The sequence below is a fragment of the Collinsella sp. OM06-18AC genome (assembly GCF_003438785.1).
GTDB lineage: Bacteria > Actinomycetota > Coriobacteriia > Coriobacteriales > Coriobacteriaceae > Collinsella.
Genome location: NZ_QSTX01000001.1, coordinates 13,457 through 32,795, shown reverse-complemented (window position 1 = coordinate 32,795; position 19,339 = coordinate 13,457). Strand labels below are relative to the sequence as shown.

At 58.6% G+C, this 19,339-nt stretch carries 17 protein-coding genes; 10 read left to right on the top strand and 7 right to left on the bottom strand.

The genetic code is table 11. The annotated features are described in order from the left end of the window. Positions 1–18 precede the first annotated feature (18 nt). The gene (locus DXB86_RS00135; RefSeq protein ID WP_117635409.1) at positions 19–1,152 is read right to left on the bottom strand and encodes a glucosaminidase domain-containing protein; all 1,134 of its coding nucleotides are present in this window, start codon (positions 1,150–1,152) and stop codon (positions 19–21) included. A gap of 392 nt (positions 1,153–1,544) precedes the next feature. Between DXB86_RS00135 and DXB86_RS00130 the strand changes: the two genes are divergently transcribed. Both DXB86_RS00130 and DXB86_RS00125 read left to right on the top strand, forming a co-directional pair. Next, positions 1,545–2,801: an ATP-grasp domain-containing protein gene (locus tag DXB86_RS00130; RefSeq protein WP_117735764.1), complete on the top strand. Its 1,257-nt coding sequence runs from the start codon at positions 1,545–1,547 to the stop codon at positions 2,799–2,801. A gap of 84 nt (positions 2,802–2,885) precedes the next feature. Beyond that, positions 2,886–3,632, top strand: a complete 747-nt coding sequence (locus DXB86_RS00125) for an aspartate/glutamate racemase family protein (protein ID WP_229028173.1) — start codon at positions 2,886–2,888, stop codon at positions 3,630–3,632. A 125-nt stretch (positions 3,633–3,757) separates the two neighbouring features. Here the strand turns inward: DXB86_RS00125 and DXB86_RS00120 are convergent, their stop codons facing one another. From DXB86_RS00120 to DXB86_RS00095, 6 genes are all read right to left on the bottom strand, one after another. Continuing rightward, complete coding sequence (locus tag DXB86_RS00120) at positions 3,758–4,504, bottom strand: energy-coupling factor transporter transmembrane protein EcfT (protein ID WP_022094111.1); 747 nt, start codon at positions 4,502–4,504, stop codon at positions 3,758–3,760. After that, entirely contained in the window at positions 4,497–6,248 is a 1,752-nt protein-coding gene (locus DXB86_RS00115) for an ABC transporter ATP-binding protein (protein ID WP_117735762.1), read from the bottom strand. The genes DXB86_RS00120 and DXB86_RS00115 overlap by 8 nt, the downstream gene beginning before the upstream one ends. Before the next feature lie 130 nt (positions 6,249–6,378). Next, a complete protein-coding gene (locus DXB86_RS00110; RefSeq protein ID WP_117735761.1) occupies positions 6,379–6,930 on the bottom strand; it encodes a hypothetical protein in 552 nt (183 codons plus the stop codon). A gap of 208 nt (positions 6,931–7,138) precedes the next feature. After that, positions 7,139–7,711 (bottom strand): hypothetical protein, encoded by a 573-nt coding sequence (locus DXB86_RS00105; RefSeq protein ID WP_117735760.1) that lies wholly within the window; start codon positions 7,709–7,711, stop codon positions 7,139–7,141. A gap of 400 nt (positions 7,712–8,111) precedes the next feature. Further along, a complete protein-coding gene (locus tag DXB86_RS00100) occupies positions 8,112–10,061 on the bottom strand; it encodes a C69 family dipeptidase (protein WP_117735759.1) in 1,950 nt (649 codons plus the stop codon). 408 nt (positions 10,062–10,469) lie between these two features. Beyond that, on the bottom strand, positions 10,470–11,387 hold the full coding sequence (locus DXB86_RS00095; protein ID WP_117629772.1) for a diacylglycerol kinase family protein: 918 nt from the start codon (positions 11,385–11,387) through the stop codon (positions 10,470–10,472). Between the two features lie 98 nt (positions 11,388–11,485). On the opposite strand from DXB86_RS00095, the gene rnd reads away from it, so the two are divergent. The 8 genes from rnd (at position 11,486) to DXB86_RS00055 (ending at position 19,334) form a co-directional block, all read left to right on the top strand. Beyond that, positions 11,486–12,619, top strand: coding sequence for a ribonuclease D (rnd, locus tag DXB86_RS00090; protein WP_006234315.1), 1,134 nt, complete (start codon positions 11,486–11,488; stop codon positions 12,617–12,619). A 238-nt stretch (positions 12,620–12,857) separates the two neighbouring features. After that, positions 12,858–13,562 (top strand): zinc metallopeptidase, encoded by a 705-nt coding sequence (locus DXB86_RS00085; protein ID WP_117735758.1) that lies wholly within the window; start codon positions 12,858–12,860, stop codon positions 13,560–13,562. Between the two features lie 115 nt (positions 13,563–13,677). Then, on the top strand, positions 13,678–15,129 hold the full coding sequence (gene xseA, locus DXB86_RS00080; protein ID WP_369831471.1) for an exodeoxyribonuclease VII large subunit: 1,452 nt from the start codon (positions 13,678–13,680) through the stop codon (positions 15,127–15,129). 42 nt (positions 15,130–15,171) lie between these two features. Beyond that, a complete protein-coding gene (xseB, locus tag DXB86_RS00075) occupies positions 15,172–15,438 on the top strand; it encodes an exodeoxyribonuclease VII small subunit (protein WP_006234311.1) in 267 nt (88 codons plus the stop codon). A 49-nt stretch (positions 15,439–15,487) separates the two neighbouring features. Then, on the top strand, positions 15,488–15,823 hold the full coding sequence (locus tag DXB86_RS00070) for a histidine triad nucleotide-binding protein (protein WP_035137921.1): 336 nt from the start codon (positions 15,488–15,490) through the stop codon (positions 15,821–15,823). Between the two features lie 41 nt (positions 15,824–15,864). Then, positions 15,865–16,755, top strand: a complete 891-nt coding sequence (locus DXB86_RS00065; protein ID WP_117735757.1) for a LysR family transcriptional regulator — start codon at positions 15,865–15,867, stop codon at positions 16,753–16,755. 119 nt (positions 16,756–16,874) lie between these two features. Next, on the top strand, positions 16,875–18,035 hold the full coding sequence (locus DXB86_RS00060) for an MFS transporter (RefSeq protein WP_117735756.1): 1,161 nt from the start codon (positions 16,875–16,877) through the stop codon (positions 18,033–18,035). Positions 18,036–18,155: 120 nt separating this feature from the next. Beyond that, on the top strand, positions 18,156–19,334 hold the full coding sequence (locus DXB86_RS00055; RefSeq protein WP_117735755.1) for an acetate/propionate family kinase: 1,179 nt from the start codon (positions 18,156–18,158) through the stop codon (positions 19,332–19,334). The last annotated feature ends 5 nt before the right edge of the window (positions 19,335–19,339 follow it).

The window sequence follows — 19,339 nt, the reverse complement described above, 5'->3', positions numbered from 1 at the left end:
GGCCCTTTGCAGTTGCACCTAGATGCGGTTCATCTGAGCGGCGACTTTGTTGTACCAGTCCTGCCACGTGGGCGGGCAGTACTTTTTGGCCGCTGCCGGGGTAAGGGTGGAGCCGTAGTTGGCGCCCAGATAGGCAACGTGAGCGGAGATGCCCTCGCTCCAGCTGCCAAAGCTGCGCCAACCGCCGCCACGGGCACTCCAGCCCCAGGCGTTGTAAGAATTGGCGCAATAAGCACCCTTGGTGCTCTCGATGCAGGCGATGGCGGGGGACCAACGGGGGTCGACACCGGTATTCCAAGCGGCGACGGCAAAGTTATAGCCCTGGCCTGCCATGGGGGAGCCGGCGAGATAATTGTCGATGCGGCTCGTCCACTCATTAATGAACGAATCGTAATCGGAACTACCGGTATTGGAGTTGTTCACCGTGGTGTCTATGGTGGTGTTGGTGTTGGTGGCCTGGCTGCTGGAATTGCCGCCGCTTACGCCCTCGCCCGAGAGCTTCTCGGCGGCAGCGGCCTTATCGGCCTCAAGCTTGGCAAGCTCGGCGGCATTTTCCTGCTCGGCTTTTGCCTGTGCCTCGCTGCGGAGCTGCTGGGCCTGCGCCAGCGCATCCTCGGCGTTTTTCTGCTCTGCCTCAAGCTGAGACTTGGCCTGCTGGAGCTCGGCCTTGTTCTGCTCGAGTTCGGTTTGCATATTATTGAGCTCTTCGATCTCGTCGACGCTCGAGCTCGTGATCTGGTTGGTGTATTTGCAGGTCGTGATGAACTCACCCAGGCTCTGCGCATTGACCAGGAAGCTCACGATGGGATTGGTGCCTTTCTGATACTTGTACAGATCGCGCATGGCGGAGCTTGCCTTGGCCTGCTGCTCGGGAAGTTTAGCCTCGATTTCCTCGATGCTTGCCTCATTGGAGTCAATCTGCTTTTGCAGGTCATCGAGTTTGGTGCGGGCGTCGTTGTAGGCGCTCGTGGCGGCTTCGATCTTCTGCTGGGCTGCGGAAAGCTGGTCCTGCGTTGCCTGCGAGGCGGCATACGCCGCAACGGGGGAGAGCATCGGCGTGGCCGTCAGCGCAACGGCGAGCGCGGCGCTCGTGATGATACGAGCCGGCTTCGACGCAATGAGCGCTGCGGTGCGATGATTCGAATGCTGCATCCAGTCCCTCTGCAATCAATCGTAGGTTATGGTTCGAACGGTATTCTACTACTGCTTTCGACCTCAACTTGAACCTTAAAGGTTCCAAAGGGTCAAGTTGAACTTGAGGCTTTGGCTTTGACCTGCAGTTATGATGAATTGTTGAGAAACCATAGAGTTCAACTTTAACGTTATGGAACCCTGTCGAGAGGGTTTTTGTTTATCAAAAGTCGCCTCATGTGGGGTTTTGCAACTACAGGGTCCCATCGCGGTGAGTGCGGCTTTATGCTGGACGATCACGTCGATTGCCATAGATACGGTGGAGCTTTGGGCACCAGCGGCTCGGCACGCTAGAATAAATCAGTTGCGCAAAGACCGCCCGTTGTGTGGGCAGTTCATGATAGGAAGTTTCCATGGCATTGCAGTTTACAGAGCGCGAGTTCATTCCCGTGCTGCTCGGTGGCGACATCAACGCCTATTCGGTGGCGCGCGCCTTCTACGAGGAGTACCAGGTCAAGAGCCTGGTCTTTGGCAAGTACCAGACGGGTCCCGCGTACCGTAGCCAGATTATCGACTACACGCCCAACGTGGATATCGATACCATGCCTGTGATGCTCAGGACCGTCAACGGCATTGCCCAAGCGCATGCCGATAAGACGATTGTCCTTGTGGGCTGTGGCGATAACTATGTTGCCCTCGTGGCTCAGGCCAAGGATGCCCATGAGTTGGCGGATAACATCGTCGCGCCTTACGCTCCCTATAGCATGCTTGAGCAATGTCAGAAGAAGGAGATCTTCTACGAGCTGTGCGAGAAGCACGGCGTGCCCTATCCGCATACCTTTACCTTCACCATGGCGATGCTGAACGCCCAAGGCGAGGCACCTGCCGAAGTGCTCGACCAGATTGACTTCCCCTACCCGATGATCCTGAAGCCTTCTGACGGCATCATGTGGTGGCAGCACGAGTTCGAGGGCCAGAAAAAGGCCTATGAGATTGCCGACCGTGCCGAGCTGGAACAGGTCATTCGCGACTCGTATGCCAGCGGCTACACCGACGACCTGATCTTGCAGGATCGCGTGCCCGGCAATGACGAGTGCATGCGCGTGCTCACCAGTTATTCCGACCGCAACGGCAAGGTGCGCATGATGTGCCTGGGTCACGTGCTGCTCGAGGAGCATCAGCCTCACGGTGTCGGCAACCACGCCTGTATCATCACCGAGCCCAATGACGAGCTCATGGGCGGCGTGCGCAAGTTGCTCGAGGACCTTCACTTTGTGGGCTATTCCAACTTTGACGTTAAGTACGACGAGCGCGACGGCTCGTTTAAGTTCTTCGATTTCAACACGCGCCAAGGTCGCAGCAACTACTACGTCACTAACAGCGGCTTTAACGTTGCCAAGTATGTGGTGGACGAGTATGTGTTCAACCGCCCGTTTGAGCCGGAGTTTGTGACGGCGCAGGACGAGGCGCTGTGGATGGTCGTCCCCATGGGCGTCGTCGACAAGTACGTCAAGGATCCCGAGCTGCGCGCTAAGGTGCATCGCCTGGACAAGGAAGGCAAGGGCGCCGACCCTTCGTTTATGAAGGGCGACTTTGTCTTTAACCGCTGGCTGCGCATGTGGCACACCAAGCTGCGCCACTTTAAGCTGTTCAAGACGTATTACAAGTAGATGAGTGCGGCGCCCGTCCGGTTTACATCGGGCGGGCGCGGGTATGATACGCGCAATTGCGCAAGCGTCACCAAGGAGGCGGCGATGGAAAAGCTGGGAGTTATCGGCGGCATGGGCGCCGAGGCCACGTCGTATTACTACGACCAGGTAGTGCGTCATACGGCTGCTGCCTGCGATCAGGAACATATCGACATGGTGGTGCTTTCCAAGTCGACCATGCCCGACCGCACCCTGGCCATTAAGACCGGCGAGCACGCCAAACTGCTGGCGACCATGAAAGAGTGTGCCCAGGCACTCGAGTCGCTGGGCTGTGCGCACATTGCCATTCCCTGCAACACGTCACACTACTTCTACGACCAGATCCAGTCGTTTACGAAGGTGCCGATTATCCACATGCCGCGTGAGTCGGTGCGCTATGCCCTTGCGGGTGCGGTGATGGGGGAGTGCGAGTTCGACCCCAACCTGAGTATGCCGGCCGAGCCGGTGCGCAAGATTGGCATCATGGGCACCGACGGAACCGTGGGCGCGGGCGTCTACGGCCGCGAATGCGAGGCTGCGGGTGTTGAGGTCGTCTATCCCAGCGAGAAACGTCAGAACGATGTGATGTCGCTTATCTACGATGATGTGAAGGCCGGACGTGAGCCCGATATGGATAAGTTCGACCGCGTGATGTGGGAGTTCGCCCGTAGCGGCTGCGACCGCGTCATTCTGGCCTGCACCGAGCTCTCGGTGCTGCAAAAGTACCGAGAGATGCCCGAGATTACCCTTGACGCCATGGACGTCCTGGTGCGCGAATCCATCATCCGTAGCGGCGCTCCCTACCGCCTCTAGCTTCCGACCCGCCAAAAAGGGACAGGTTAATGTTGGCAGGTTTTATCTGGTGAAACAGTAAAGGCCTCGGCTCGTTTGGTGCGAGCCGAGGCCTTTTGCGTTGGGCTGTTACTGTCGGTGGTGAACTAGAACAGGAAGCCGATGGCGATGAGGGCGATGCTGACGATGAGTACGGCGATGTCCAGGCCCTTGATGGGGTAGCGCTTGTACGAGCTGGCGCGCGTGCGCAGATAGAAGCCGCGCTGTTCTGCCGCCAAGGCCGTGGCATCGGTCTTGCCCACGCTCGAGATGAGCAGCGGCACACACAGTGGCAACATGAGCTTAAGCTTCTTGATAGGGTTCTTGGTGTCGTACTCGACGCCGCGCGCGGTCTGCGCTTCCATGATGGCGTTCATCTCCTGACCAAACACCGGCACAAAGCGCAGCGCCGTGGTAAAGGTGAAGGCATAGCGATACGGTACGTGCAGCACCTCGACGCAGGCGTTGGCAAGGTCGTTGAGCTTGGTCACCATGAGCATGAGGATGAGCGGTAACGCCACACCCAGCAGGCGCAGACAGGCCTTCGATCCTGTGATGAGGCCCGTGTCGGTGATAAAGCCCCACACAACGTTGCCATCGCGCATAAAGGCCAGCTGGAGCACCAGCATGATAAGCGCGAGCGGAATCAGCAACTTGAGCAGCGAGAACAGACGGTCGACGACACCGGCATAGGCGCCCAGCGCAAGGGTGAGTGCCAAAAAGCCCAGCAGCGCCACGTAGGTGTCGGACAAGAAGATGCCGACGATGATGGCGGCGGCGAGGCCCAGTTTGACGACGGGGTTCAGGCGATGCAGCAGCGTGTCGCCCGGCATGTAGTCGATGACGTTAACCACGGCGGACCATCTCCTTGGTAATGCGAACGACATCGGTGACCTCGCTCACCTGCGCAAAAGCGGGCGAGACGGAAGATGCCAGACGGCGCGAGAGTTCAATAACCTGGGGAGGCTCCACGTAGGCACGCCGCATGAGATCGATGTTCGAGAATAGCTCGTGCGTGCGGCCGCGGCCGAGGATGCGACCGTCGGCCATTACTACGATACGCTCGGCAAAATCCGAGACGACTTCCATATCGTGGCAGACCATGATAACGGCGCAACCGCGCTCGGCCATGGTGCGCACGGTTTCCATGACGGTCATGCACTCGCGGTAATCAAGGCCGCTCGTGGGCTCGTCGAGCACGACGATCTTGGGCTCAACCACTACGACGGAGGCAAGCGCCACCATTTGTCGCTGGCCGCGCGAAAGTGAGAAAGGTGCCTCATCGGCAGGCAGGCCAAAGCGGTCGATAACGAGTTGAGCACGACGCAGAGCCTCGGCACGGTCGATGCCGGCAAGCTCCAGGCCAAAAGCGACCTCGTCGAGTACGGTATCCTTGCAGATCTGGCGGTCGGGGTTTTGGAAGAGGGTTGCGACTTCGCGGGCAATGCGGCTCGTGGGAACGGCTGCGGTATCCAGCCCCGTAACGCGCACGCTGCCCGAGGCGGGTTTAAGCAGGCCCGTGAGCAGCTTGGTGAGCGTGGTCTTGCCGGCACCGTTTTGGCCGACGATGCCCACGAGCTCGCCGGGATAGAGGGTCAGGTTGAGGTCGTGGACGGCGGCGCCGCCATTGGGATAGGCAAACTCAACATGGTCGAAGGTGAGCACGGGTTCGGCGTCCTTGGCATGAGGGCGCAACGACGGTGCATGCGGGGAGCCGGTGGGCGCCTGGGCTTTGCTGACCGCGCGTGCGGGGTCGACGATGCCCGAAATCAGGCGCTCGGCTTCATCGACATCCAAGCAAGGGGTACCGCTTACCAGGCCATCGGCCTCGAGGCTATTGAAGATACGCGTGACGCGAGGGCAGTCGACGCCGATGGCACGGAGCTCGTCGGTATGCGCGAAGACCTCGTGTGGCTCGCCCTGCAGCGCGATTTCGCCATGGTTGAGCACGAGCACGCGGTTGCAGTACTCCGAGAGCAGGGCGACCTTTTGCTCAACGACGACGATGGTAATTCCAAGTGCGCGGTTTGCCTCACGCAGCGTCTCGAAGACCAACGTGGAGCTGGCGGGGTCGAGTGCCGCGGTGGGCTCGTCGAGAACCAAGACGCGCGGACGCATGGCGAGGATGGCGGCGATGGCTACCTTTTGCTTCTGTCCGCCCGAGAGGGTGGCGATCTCGCGGTCGCGCAGGTCGCTGATGCCGACGGTCTCGAGCGTTTCGCTCACGCGCTGCTCGATCTGGTCGTGGGGAACGCCAAAGTTCTCGAGGCCAAAGAGCATCTCGTCCTCGACGACCGAGGCGACCATCTGCGTGTCGATATCCTGCAGCACGCTGCCGACGATTTGCGACACGTCGGTGAGCGAGGCTTCGCAGGTGTCGTGGCCGTTAACCATGACGGACCCAAAGAACGTGCCGGTGTAGTGGTGTGGCACGGCACCCGACAGGCAAGCGGCAAGCGTGGACTTGCCGGCGCCCGAGGGCCCGATGATGCCGATGAAATCTCCCTTGTTCACGCTGAGCGAGATGTGGCTGAGCGCCCGCTCGGTTTGCGTGCCATAGGAGAACGAGACATCGTCGACGTTGATGATCGTTTCCATGGATACCTTTCATAGTCATTGGGGACGTTCTTACATGACTAGTCGTTTAAGAACGTCCCCAAGAGCTAGTTGTCTGGGACAGTCTTTGATGACGGGGCCGTGGAGTTGCGGCCCCGTCCATCATATCAGGCTATTTGTTGAGCACCTTGCGGAGGGGGAAGAAGAGGGCCTGGACCACGACGGCGTTGAAGACGGCAGTGCCGAGCACGATGGGCACCTTGGCGAGCGCCGTGGGCAGCGCGGCACCCATGATGACGGTGCCCAGGACGGCGAAGAGGGCACCCGAGATCAGGGCGGTGAGCAGGCCGGCGATGAAGGGGTTGACCTTGCTGCTACCGATGTTTGACTTGACGAGCGCTGCCATCGTCAGCGCGCCGGCAAGCTCGGTGACAAAGTTGAGGCCAGGGATTGACGTGGTGATCTGGATAACGGCGGCCGACAGGATGCCAAAGATGGCGGCCTGGGCAAAGCTCGCCTGCGTGAGCGCAATGGCTAGCGCATAGGCGGCGATGATGAACTGAGGTTTAATTCCCGTAACCGCCAGAGCGTTGCCTACGGTCATGTTGAGGATAAAGCCGGCGGCAAGCAGGACGGCGAGCAGGACCAACGAGGTGATATCGAGGATGCCTTTGTCTGAGGTGGCGTTGGCTGAGATGGTGCGGGCTTGGGTGTTGGTGGCCATGATGTTCTCCTTAAGGTGAGATTTGAGATAAGAGTGTCCTGGACCCCCACGAAAGGGGCTAAATCGAAAAGGGGATTAATTTTGAATAATGGAGCACAGAGACGACTTTACGAGGGCCCCAGGTTGGCGCGAAAGAGGAGCGAAGCGTACTTGGGTACGCGAGCGACGAATGAACGCCAAGATGGGGTGGCTCGTAAAGCCGAGCGGGTTAGTTGAGCTTCAGGGCCTTCTGGATGGGCAGGTAGAGGGCGCCGACCAGAATGGCGTTAAAGACGGCGGTCATGGCGACGACGGGCAACATGGCGGCGGCGAGCTCGCCCACCACGCCGAGCATGGTCATCTTGATGACCATGAAGATGACGCCGGAGACAAAGGTGGTCACGAAGGTTGCGACAATGGCGATGGCGGGCTTGACCTGACCGTTCTTGCCGGCGGCGTTGACGATGCCGGCCATGAGCATGGCGGCGATGCCCTCGGCGGCAAAATCGACGAACGGCGAAGTGGTGGTGATCTGGATCACGGCAGCCGAGATGAGGCCAATGACGAGCGCCTGGCCGATGTTGGGGCGAACGACCAGGATGGTGAGGCAGAAGGCCGAGATGATGAACTCGGGGCTGATCATGCCGCCCGAGATGCCCGAGATTGCCTTGCCGACGGTGAAGTTGAGGATGAAGCCGGCGGCGAGCAGGATGGCGAGCAAGACGAGGGCGCGGACATCGAGTTTGCCGCGATCGGCGGTCTGGACGGTGCGGGGCTGGGTGGCAGTGGTGTTCTGAGACATGGTGAAAATCCTTTCGGAAGGGGATTGCAAGAGAAAAGCGGAGGCGCGTGATGCGAATGCGATCGGGCTCGAGATAGAAAAAGGCCCCCGGTCGAAACCGGAGGCCTTCCAATCACCTAGAGCGCAAAAACAGGCGTGAGGGACTCACTGTCGACCGATCGTATTCGCATCACGCCACCACCAGTTGTTGAGAGACTTCATCGTGTTCTTCATGTTGGTGGCTCCTTTCGTGATGCCATGGCGCGGTCGCACCTAGTTACTGTTGCGCTGCACTATAGCACAGCGAAGTGTGTGCGGGGAAATCTTTTTTAAAAAGATTTCAGGCAGGTTTCCCACCGGTCAAAAAGGCGGGTTAAGCGGGCGAGGCTGCCATTGCTGCCTCGCCCGCTCAGCTAAGACGCTACCCCTTATTGCGACGGTAGAGGAAGTAACCGCCTGCGGAGATGACGGCAACGCCAGTGATGGCGAATGCGGCCACCATGCGGCCATCAAAACGATCGCCAGTGGTGGGCAGGCTGCCCTTGGTGTTCGTCTTATTGGTGGTTACCGTGGTCGTGGTGTCCGACTTGCCGGGCTTCTCGGGCTTGGCGGCCGGCTGCTCGGGCTTAGCGGGCTGCTCGGGGGTACCGGGCTGCTCGGGGGTGCCAGGCTGCTCGGGGGTGCCAGGCTGATCCGGGGTTACCGGGTCGGTGGCAAGAGCGTCCTTGGCGTAGGTGATGGACACCTTGAGACCGTTGGTCTCGGTGTTCAGGTCGCTCGGGGTGAAGGGCTGGTCGAAGTTTTCGGCCTTCTGATAGGCGCGCATCTCCTGGAGCAGGGCCTTGCACTTGACGTAGGTGTTCTCGGTAGCAGCCTTGCCGGCCTTGTTGGCCAGGGCAGTGCGGCCCTCGGTGGTCGTCTCGGCCAGCATGGCGGCGTCAACTTCCTTGTTCTGCTCGATGAGCTCGTTCTGGAGCGCATCGAGGTAGGCACGGACGCTGATACCAAGGGTGTCAGGGTTCTCAAAGCAGAGCGAGCTGATGTCCATGAGGACGTAGTTGATTGAGTTCTCGGGCTCCTCGTTGTACACGACGTCAGTCTGTTCGCAGTGATCGAAGGAGACGGTCTGATCGCTGAAGTACGGGCTGACCTCAGTTATCAGAGCGGAGTACAACGGGATGGCGACGGAGTACGCAGCGCGGGAGAGCATTTCCCACTGGATGGTAGCGACTTCGGGGTCATACCCGCGACGAATCTGGAAGAGGTTGATCTCGGTGTTGCGCTCGCTGCCGATGCAATAAACACCATCAGTGTTCGCGTTGAGGCCAGGGACGTTCTCGCCGCGGTTGCCGAAGGCGCGAATCAACTCGAAAGTGCTCCAACCAGACTTGCCAGGCTTGAAGAACAGGGGCTGGATTTCGCTGACCATGGCTCCCTTTTGGTCAGGTTTTCCTTTCTTCTTTACTGTGATAATGTCGTAATCTGTGCCTTCGGTCAGCTGGCTACCAAAATAATCGCGGCCTTGCACATAGCGGGACCACTGGTTTACGCCGGAATCGGCGAGGCTTTCGCCATACGTTTGGGCGACATCGAATTTGCCGTCAGCGGAGTATTTGGCGAAACCCTTTTCTTCGGGCATGGATTGGATCTTTTCAGAGTGGAGGCAATTCTCGGTGTCATTGAGGTCGACATCGTAGTTGAGGCTCCCGATATTAGGGTTGAGCGACGCGACGTCGTCAGCGAGCTTCATGGCGATCCACTGATGGGCGGAAAGTGTGGCGAACAGCCAGGTCTCGTTGTTGTCGGCGATGATGATCTGGTCGTTGGTGCAGACGCCTTGATCATCGATCAGGCTGCCGAGAAGCTCGACGCCCTCGCGGGCCGTGGCGCTCTCGCCCAGGATGATGCTGCCGTAACTGTACTCGCCCAGACCCACTTCCTCATCGATGGGGTCTGCTGCAGCGGCCTCCTCGTTATAGGAGGTGCTTAGCGTGGCGGAGCAGGAGACGCCCTTCTCGTTGATGCCGGCCTCGGAGTAGGCGTCGGTGCGACCCATCCAGTTGGAGGGGTGGTCGCGTACATAGCTGTAGCGATAGGTAGGCTTGTTCGAAGTGTATTCAAAAGCAGATTCAATCGAGCTGTACTTAAAGCCAGGTTCGTGGGCAGGTTCGATGCCGTAGTGCTTAAGATAGCGCTTGCCAAAGTCCTCGGCGCGGCCGTAGTACGTGTTGCCGTCGGCCGTAAGGTTTTTGCCCATGTACATCTGCGTGCAGGCGAGCGCAGATGTCGGCATGGACATGATGGTCGCAGCTCCAAAGGCGAGGCCTATGCCTAGCTTCTTGAGCGCGTTGACGGGGCGAGTTTTCCTCATTTTCCCTCCCAGCGTGCGAAAGCCCTCTGTCGCCAGAGGGCTTCAGCCAATAAAGACACCTCATTAGCGTAACGAACTGGAAACAATATTCATCTATGAAAGAAACTTACTCGATAAGCGTGATGAAATATGCGATGAGCGGTTAATTGTACTCAGTTTGCAGCTTTACTTTAATAAAGACGCTCTGTAATTACTGTAGCCGAATAAAGTAGCTGGGAATGCCCGAAATGAAAATCCCCCGCTGTTTGGCAAATGCATAAACAGCGGGAGAGTCGATAACTGGATGAATATCATACCAATGTGGATTTACTTCTTTCGGCGGTGAATCACGTTGATGGCGTAACCGACGAGCATGGCCAAGACGATGACAATAAAGCCGATCAGGGGATTGTCGTTCATGGGGTCCTCCTATTTTCCGAGCGGTGAGAATTCGTCGACGATGAGGTCGAGGCATTGCGGAAGCGCGCGGGCTCCAAAGACGCCCGAATTGCTGGAGATAATCTCGCCATCGAACTGCATGCCCAGCGACGGGGTGCAGGTGATCTTGGCTTCTTTGGTCTGGATGATCTTGAACTGCGGACGGCCGAGCACCTTGCCGGCGGGGTCGAGCGCAGCGGTGATCACAGTAGGCAGCAGCTGAACGGTGCGCACGGGTTCGATGACCGCAATGTCGACCATGCCGTCGTTCATGCGGCAGTTGGGGAACAGGTTGATGTCGTTTTGGATGACCGAGGTGTTGCCGGCCATGCAGCAGATGCCATCGAGCTCCTCGACAATGCCGTCATGCTCGATGGTAAAGTGCGCCACCGTGGGGTTGGGCGTGGCGAGCGCGGAGAGGAAGTAGGCGATCTCGCCGATGTCGTTTTTGGTAGGGGCGGCCTTCATCATGATCTCGGCGTCGAAGCCCGAGCCGGCGATGATGATAAAGCCGTGGCGCTTTTCGTTGCCGTTCTCGTCGAGCCAAAAGAGCTCGCCCATGTCCACTTTGACCGTGCGACCGGCACGGCAGGCCTTGGCAAGTGCCGCTGCCTCGGGGGCATTACCGATGTTGTTAAAGAACAGGCAGGCTGTGCCGGAGGGGAAGACGAGCGTGGGGACGCCGCATCCGCGCATTTGGTCGAGTACGTTGGAGACGGTGCCGTCGCCGCCCGAAATCACCACGCGATCAAACTCGCGCACGTCTGCCACGGCGTCTTCGGGTTCCATGCCATCGCCGATAAAACGCATCACGACCTCGTCGCCGCCCTGCGCGAGGGCGTGCGTGAATGCGTAGATTTCATCTGAGCTGGGGCCCGATGCCGGGTTGTGGATGATAAGGCAGCGCATACTTACGTTCCCGTTCTGTGACTAACCGAGTATAGTTGTAAGGCAATGCCGATATCCTACCCGTGTTTTTCGGGCCTAACCTTATTCGATGGGTTGATATGTACATTTCCACACATCAGGCTCTACTCGACTTTTGTCAGCGCGCCCGTGAGTTTGACGCGATTGCCGTCGATACCGAGTTTTTGCGCGAGCGCACGTTCCATCCGCGCCTGTGCCTGGTCCAGATTGCCACTCCTGCCGAGAGCGTCGCGGTTGATCCGCTGGTGATCGACGACCTGTCTCCCTTGGCCGAACTCATGGCCGACGAGAGCGTGACCAAGGTGTTCCATGCTTGCTCGCAGGACATGGAAGTTATGCTTCATACCGTAGGCGTGTTGCCGCGTCCGATTTTTGACACGCAGGTGGCCGCCGCCTTTTTAGGCGAGCGCCAGCAGATTTCCTACGGCGCGCTCGTGCAGACGTTTTGCGGCGTCTCGCTGCCCAAGACTGAGTCGCTGACCGACTGGTCGCGTCGCCCGCTGACCGATAAGCAGATTGAGTACGCGATCGATGACGTCAAGTACCTGATCGTCGCCTATACCGAGATGATGAGCCGTCTGCGCGAGCTGGGCCGCGTGGACTGGGTACTCGACGAGTTGCGCCCGCTGGCTGACGAGTCGCACTATCGCGCCGATCGCCACGAGGCGTTCCGCAAGGTCAAGCGCATCAATTCGTGCAGCCGTCACCAGCTGGGTATCGCGCGCGAGCTCGCCGCCTGGCGCGAGGACCGCGCCGAGCGCCGTAACATCCCGCGCAAGTGGGTCATGTCCGACGACACGCTGCTTGCGCTCGTTAAGCGCAATCCCGTCCGCGTTGAGGAGTTCCGTAGCATTCGCGGTACCGACCAGCTGGGGGAGCGCGACGTGGACGGTGCGCTCATGGCCATCAAGCGCGGCGCGAGCTGCCCGCACGATCGCCTGCCGCTCATGGTGCGCGGACACCGTCAGATCTCGCCGGAGCTGGAGAGCGTGACGGACCTGATGTATGCGCTCATCCGCCTGGTTGCCGAGCGCTCGGGGGTGGCGACCTCGGTCATTGCCTCGCGCGATGACCTGGCCGATTACATCGAGCATCCTGAGCAAAGCCCCCTGCGCGAAGGCTGGCGTTTTGAGCTTGTGGGTTCGCGCCTGGACGATCTGCTTTCCGGCAATATGGGGCTCACCGTGAAGGACGGAAAGATTGAGTTGTTATAGGTATATAGTTACGCGGTTTTGCCAAACCGCGTAACAGCTCGACGCTGCAAACGGCCGAGAGCGGCAATCTGACGTTCAATCGTCGCTCGCGTACCAAAGTACGCGTCGCTTCTCTTTCACGTCACCTTGCTCGCTCTCGGCCGTTTTCGCTGACAATGCCTAAACATCGATGCTGACTTGCCTGCTGGGCGAGTGGGTAGAATGCCTCCAACGTGTAACTCGATTTGGAGGAATTCGCATGCCCTATTACTATGGATATGGCTTTGGCATCGACCCGCTGTACCTGCTGGTTGTTCTTTTCTGCACGGTGCTTGGCCTTGCTGCGCAGAGCTATATCAATTCGACGTACAAGACGTGGTCCAAGGTTCGCTCGGACGGCGACACGGGTGCCACGGTCGCTCGCCGCATGCTCGACGCCAACGGTTGCAACGCCGTGGGTATCAAGGGCGTCGCCGGTGAGCTCACCGACCATTACAACCCGCAGGACAATAACCTGTATCTGTCGGATTCCAACCGTTCGGGCGGCTCGGTCGCAAGCGTTGCTGTCGCTTGTCACGAGGCAGGCCATGCCGCGCAGCGTCAAAGCGGCTATGCCATGATGAAGGTACGCACCGCCCTCGTGCCGGTCGTCAACTTTACCCAGAACACTTGGACCATCGTGCTGCTCATGGGCCTGTTTATGAACATCGCGGGACTCACGACCCTCGCACTGATCTTCTTCTCGTTTAGCGTGCTGTTCCAACTGGTTACGCTACCGGTCGAGATTGATGCTAGTCGGCGCGCCGTGGCGTATATTGAGCAGTCGGGTATGAGCTCCCAGCAGGTCAACGGTGCCAAGAAGGTGCTGACGGCCGCCGCGCTTACCTATGTGGCTGCGGCGCTCACCTCGATTATTCAGCTGCTCTATCTTATGGCTCGATACAACAGAAACTCCAACCGATAACAAATTGGGTCGCTGGGCGCCGCGGGGATTCGTGTCCTCGCGGCGCTGTACTATGTGTTGGACTTGAATTTGCGCAGGGCCGAAGCCCTTGTGCACGATGACGAAAGGAGGCTGCGTGGCAGGCTGGAATCTAACCGGCAATGCCGTTTCCGCCGAGTTCGACGGTTCGGACGAGCAGGAGCGTAAGGAGCTCAGCGTGAGCCAGGCGGTAGAGATCGCCGCCGGTGCGCTCGATGCCATTCCGCAGCTGAGTGTCCTGGGCGAGGTCACGGGTTTCCGTGGTCCCAATGCCCGAAGCGGCCACTGCTACTTCCAGATTAAAGACGACTCGGCCGCCGTCGACTGCATCATCTGGAAGGGCGCCTATCTCAAGCGTACCTTCGATCTGCGTGACGGCATGCAGGTGAGCTTTAAGGGCAGCTTCAATCTCTATAAGGCCACGGGCCGCATGAGCTTTGTCGCTCGCTCGTTTTCGCTGGCGGGGGAGGGTCTGCTGCGTCAACAGGTGGCGCAGTTGGCCGAAAAGCTACGCCGCGAGGGACTGATGGACGAGTCCCGCAAACGCCGCATCCCGGTGTTTTGCTCACGCGTGGCGGTCGTCACCTCGCTTTCCGGTGCGGTAATCGACGACGTCAAGCGTACGCTGCGCCGTCGCAACCCGCTCGTCGAGCTTGTCTGCGTGGGCGCCAAGGTTCAAGGCGAGGGTGCGCCGGCCGAGCTCATTGATGGCTTGCGCCGCGCCGCTTCCATTACGCCGGCGCCCGACTGTATTTTGCTGGTGCGCGGCGGCGGCTCCTTTGAGGACCTCATGACCTTTAATGACGAGGAGCTTGCCCGCGCGGTGGCGGCTTGTCCTGTGCCCGTGGTGACCGGCATTGGCCATGAGCCCGATACCTCGATTTGCGACATGGTGAGCGACCGACGCGCCTCCACGCCCACGGCGGCGGCAGAATCGGTGGCGCCGGCTATGACGGAGTTGGCCGATGTGCTCGAGGCGCGCCATCAGCGTCTGGGTGCCGCGATGGCATCGATGATTGGGTCGGCCCAGGTTGACCTGGAGATGCTCGATCAGCGCGGTCGCCGTGCCTGGGATACCTATACGGCTCGCTTGGGTGATGCGCTCGATGCCGCTGCGTGTCGCCCGTGCCTCAACGACCCCACATTTATGGTCGAGCGTCGCGAATCGGAGCTTGCGCTGACTGCCGATCGCCTGTCGGGCGCCATAGTACGCTCGGTCGGGACATTCCGCTCCAACTTTGAGCGCTTGCCCGAGCGTCTGATTACAAGCACCTCGGGGCTCGATGGTAAGCGCCATGTGCTCACGCTTGCGAGTTCCCGCCTAGAGCATCAAGGACGCACGATGCTCAGCAAGCCAGCGTCCGACCTGAGCCGTGCGGCAGCGTCGCTCGATGCCCTGTCGCCGCTCAAAGTGCTTGCTCGCGGCTATTCCATCGCGTACAGCGATGATGGTGTGGCTACGAGTGCCAAGACCTTTAAGCCTGGCGACGCCATTCGCGTGCACATGGCAGACGGCAACGTGGCAGCAACGGTCGATACGGTCGGGTAGACCGCGTTTCGCAGTGATAGACCCTTAGGAAAGGAAACAGATATGGCAGAGAAGACCCCGGTCGAGCAGCTTACGTACAAGCAGGCCTCGCAGGAGCTGGAGCTCATCATCCGCAGCCTGGAGTCGGGCGATATGGAGCTTGAGGAGTCGCTCGAGAGCTACACCCGCGGCGTCGAGCTCCTCAAAAGCCTGCGCACCCGCCTGTCCGATGCCGAGCAGAAGGTCTCGGTGCTCCTTAAGGACGTCGACGGCAACGACGTGCTCGCCGACGGCGAGGCCGCCAACACCGATGATAACCTTTCGTTCTAAGCATCTCGACCAAATATAATTACCTTGGTCTGTAAGAAAGGAACCAGCTATGTGCGATTGCATCTTCTGTAAAATTGCCAACCACGAGATCCCCTCGACCGTTGTCTATGAGGACGACCAGGTCATCGCCTTCGACGACCTCAACCCGCAGGCGCCGGTCCACACGCTCGTGATCCCTAAGAAGCACTACAGCGACATCGCCGACAACGTACCCGCCGAGACCATGGGCGCCATGGCTCACGCCATCCAGGAGGTCGCCAAGGCCAAGGGTCTGGAGGACGGTTTCCGCGTCATCTCCAACAAGGGCGTCAACGCCGGCCAGACCGTCATGCACTTCCACATGCACGTCCTCGGCGGCAAAAACCTGGGCGAGAACCTCATCTGAGGGCGCTTGGCCCGTCGACTTGGCTGCCTTTGGAGTAATCTATGCAGCTTTCTCAACTCGAATACCTTCAAGCGGTAGCGAACTATGGCGGCGTGCGCAAAGCAGCTCGCGCCGTTCATGTGAGTCCGCAGGCCGTTTCGTCGGCAATCAAAAAGCTGGAATCTGAGTATCAGATTGTTTTGCTCGACCGATCGGCGGGGGAGGCTGTTTTGTCTCCGGCGGGCAGAGAATTTGCGCGTCGTGCGCGCGTGATCCTGGCACAAGTCGACGATCTCAAAAAGTACGCTCAATCGAGGGGCGACGGCGTTTCGCCCGATGGCCACTTTCGTCTTTACGCCCCCTGCCTTCATGGGCGGGGGCGCCTTTTTGCCGAAAGCTGGTATGACTCGTTTGAACGCTCGCACCCTCAGATTCACCTTGATGTGTGGCATCAGCCAACGGCCACATGCTTTGAATCACTTGTGCTTGGCATTTCGGATGCGGCTATCTCATTCGAGGAACCACGGGACAGCGTCCTTTCTTCAAAATATTTGGGTGAAAAGGAGCTCAAGGTTCTTTCATGCCCAGCGGGTCATCAATCTGTGGGAGCCATGACCATTCGCGAGTTACTGGGCGGCAGGCTCGCTGTTCCCATTAATTTGTCACCCTGTCTCAATGCAATCAATCAATGTCCCGAAGCCCAGCTCGTCAATTTTCGCTTCCGTGATGTTGAATACGGAAACAGGGCGCAGACTGAGTTTCTTCAAGCCGGGGGATTGATATTGAGTTTTTCTGGCTCTTCTCTCGCATCAGATGTATTGGAAGTGAGCGAGTGCTCCATTGAAGGTTCGCGTGACGTAGCCTTGCCCATCTACTTTTGCTATCGACAAAATGCCTGGACTGATCGACACCAGACGGTTTTTCTGCACCTATTGCGTCATCTTGCTTCGTGAGATTAATTGGCTTCGAGGCATCAAGTGATTATTGACGCCTTGTAACACATAGCTGACAGCTTTGCCCTCATGCTTTTCCAAGATTCCGATTTAGATTGCTGACTCTTGGAGGGTGGAGCATGAAAAACCGTACGGTCTTGCTTTATATGACGTTCGTTTTTCTGTCGAACTTCAGCACCATCTTGTATTTTCTAACTGTCTACCTTGAGTTCGTCGGACTTTCGATGGTATCGATTTCTAGCATGATGATTGCATATCAAGTGAGCAAGTTCATCCTTGAAGTTCCCACTGGCTATATTGCTGATAGGTTTGGACGAAAGACAAGCGGTCTCGTTGGCGTCGTGGGAATGCTTGGATACTACGCCGCCCTGCTTCTCGTCCGTTCTCCCCTGCTTTTAATCGGTGCGTTCGCTCTCAAGGGTTTTGCCGTTGCGTGTGTGAGCGGATCCATCGAAGCGATTTACATTGACAGCGTCTCTCAGGACCAGCTCGTAAGACTTAATGTCGTTGAGCGATTTGTTTTCTATGCCTCTTATGCCATCTCCGCTTGCGTGGGCGGTTTCATTTCGTCCGTCGGTGCATATCTCATTGGTCTTTCGGCAGATATCATCGCAATGGTGTTGACGTTGGTTGTCGTTGTCTGCATTCCTGAAATGCGAAGAGGGGGCACTGCGGCGACACCTGAGCGTGGAATGAGCCCGAAGATGATCGGTACCGCTATTGCGGGTAATGGCATTCTTCGTTCAGCGTTCATCATGGACTGTTCTCAGGCATTTGCTTTTGTCGCCCTGGAAGACTTTTTCTCACTGCTGCTTGCGGGTCGCGGAATGAATGCCGTCGCTTCGGGTGTGACCATTGCGGTCCAGCTCCTTGCGTCGGCCTCCATGGGACTTATTGTGCCCTGTGCGATTGCTCATGTCGACAAGGGCCGCTTTGCGCGTATTTGCGGCATCGTGCGCCTTTTCCTGACAGCTTTGTTTTTGATTCCCCTTACTCCGGCTAATTTGCTGCCCGTGTTCTATGTGCTGCAGACGGTTGCGTACTCGTTATTTGCTCCAATTAAATACTCAATTTTTCAAAAGGCAGCCGATTCTTCGATGCGCTGTTCACTGATTTCGGTTCAAAGCCAGATGGTGGCGGTGGGTGCCGTTCTTTTCTATCTGCTCAACGCTGTGTTGAGTAGCGTTGCGGGCATTCGAGTCGTATTGCTTGTCGCGCTCGGGATTTCTTCCCTTGTGTATATCCCCGCGCTATTTCGTCTTACACGCCAAAGGTCATGAGTATTTGGGCACCGATAACTTATATATCAACGCAATAAACCCGAGCGCGAGGGCGTTTGGGTTTATTATTGAAGCGTATGTAACCTGGCGGCGCCACACCGCCTGTTAGTAGGGAGACACATGAACGTTCTGGTCGTCAACGCAGGATCTTCGACCCTTAAGTATCAGGTCATCGATACCAAGTCCCACAAGGTGTCCGCAAAGGGCTCCTGCGAGCGCGTCTGCTTTACCGGCGGTACCTTCACCCACGCTGCCAACGGCTCCAAGAAGGTGACCGAGAACATCGAGTTCCCCGACCACAAGGTCGCCATCGAGGTCGTCCTGAAGGACCTCGAGGCCAACGGCGTCAAGATCGAGGGTATCGGCCACCGTATCGTTCAGGGCGGTTGGTACTTCGGTGATTCCTCCCTCGTCGACGAGGACGTCCTCGCCAAGATCCGCGAGGTCGCTCCGCTCGCCCCGCTGCACAATAACCCCGAGGCCAACGTTATCGAGTACTGCCTCGAGCAGTATCCCGACCTGCCCAACGTCACGGTCTATGACACCGCTTTCCACTTCAACATGCCCGAGGTTGCCAAGACTTACGCTCTGCCCAAGGATGTTTGCGACAAGCTGCACATCCGTAAGTACGGCGCCCACGGCACCAGCTACCGCTACATCTCCAAGAAGGTCGCCGAGATGACCAACGGCGGGGCCCGCAAGGTCGTCGTGTGCCATATCGGCTCCGGCGCTTCCCTGTGTGCTATCGAGGACGGCAAGTGCATGGACACCACCATGGGCTTGACGCCGCTCGACGGCGTCATGATGGGCACCCGCTGCGGCTCCATCGACCCGGCTACCGTGTGCTACCTGCAGCGCGAGGGCGGCTACACCTTCGACGAGGTCGACGAGATGATGAACAAGAAGTCCGGCCTTTTGGCTGTGACCGGCGGCAAGACCAACGACTGCCGCAACGTCGAGGAGCTCGCCGCCGCCGGTGACCCCGAGGCCCAGCTTGCCTTCGATATGTTCGTCTACAAGATTGCCGCCAAGGCTGCCGAGATGGCCACCTCCATGTGCGGTATGGACACCCTGGTCTTCACTGCCGGCATCGGTGAGCACGCTCCTGCCGTCCGCGCCGGCGTGGCCGACCGCCTGGCCTTTATGGGCGTCAAGATGGATCATGCCCGTAATGCCCTGCGTGGCGACGGCGCTTGGTGCCTGTCTGCCAAGGATTCCAAGGTCAAAATCTTTGTCATCCCCACGGACGAGGAGTTCATGATCGCTTCCGACGTCGAGCGCATCGTCAACGCCAAGTAATTACA

What these genes read in the sequence shown, in the direction of transcription:
- DXB86_RS00135 (WP_117635409.1), bottom strand. Translation starts at nt 1,152, where the DNA reads ATGCAGCATTCGAATCATCGCACCGCAGCGCTCATTGCGTCGAAGCCG.
- DXB86_RS00130 (WP_117735764.1), top strand. Translation starts at nt 1,545, where the DNA reads ATGGCATTGCAGTTTACAGAGCGCGAGTTCATTCCCGTGCTGCTCGGT.
- DXB86_RS00125 (WP_229028173.1), top strand. Translation starts at nt 2,886, where the DNA reads ATGGAAAAGCTGGGAGTTATCGGCGGCATGGGCGCCGAGGCCACGTCG.
- DXB86_RS00115 (WP_117735762.1), bottom strand. Translation starts at nt 6,248, where the DNA reads ATGGAAACGATCATCAACGTCGACGATGTCTCGTTCTCCTATGGCACG.
- DXB86_RS00110 (WP_117735761.1), bottom strand. Translation starts at nt 6,930, where the DNA reads ATGGCCACCAACACCCAAGCCCGCACCATCTCAGCCAACGCCACCTCA.
- DXB86_RS00105 (WP_117735760.1), bottom strand. Translation starts at nt 7,711, where the DNA reads ATGTCTCAGAACACCACTGCCACCCAGCCCCGCACCGTCCAGACCGCC.
- DXB86_RS00100 (WP_117735759.1), bottom strand. Translation starts at nt 10,061, where the DNA reads ATGAGGAAAACTCGCCCCGTCAACGCGCTCAAGAAGCTAGGCATAGGC.
- DXB86_RS00095 (WP_117629772.1), bottom strand. Translation starts at nt 11,387, where the DNA reads ATGCGCTGCCTTATCATCCACAACCCGGCATCGGGCCCCAGCTCAGAT.
- rnd (WP_006234315.1), top strand. Translation starts at nt 11,486, where the DNA reads ATGTACATTTCCACACATCAGGCTCTACTCGACTTTTGTCAGCGCGCC.
- DXB86_RS00085 (WP_117735758.1), top strand. Translation starts at nt 12,858, where the DNA reads ATGCCCTATTACTATGGATATGGCTTTGGCATCGACCCGCTGTACCTG.
- xseB (WP_006234311.1), top strand. Translation starts at nt 15,172, where the DNA reads ATGGCAGAGAAGACCCCGGTCGAGCAGCTTACGTACAAGCAGGCCTCG.
- DXB86_RS00070 (WP_035137921.1), top strand. Translation starts at nt 15,488, where the DNA reads ATGTGCGATTGCATCTTCTGTAAAATTGCCAACCACGAGATCCCCTCG.
- DXB86_RS00065 (WP_117735757.1), top strand. Translation starts at nt 15,865, where the DNA reads ATGCAGCTTTCTCAACTCGAATACCTTCAAGCGGTAGCGAACTATGGC.
- DXB86_RS00060 (WP_117735756.1), top strand. Translation starts at nt 16,875, where the DNA reads ATGAAAAACCGTACGGTCTTGCTTTATATGACGTTCGTTTTTCTGTCG.
- DXB86_RS00055 (WP_117735755.1), top strand. Translation starts at nt 18,156, where the DNA reads ATGAACGTTCTGGTCGTCAACGCAGGATCTTCGACCCTTAAGTATCAG.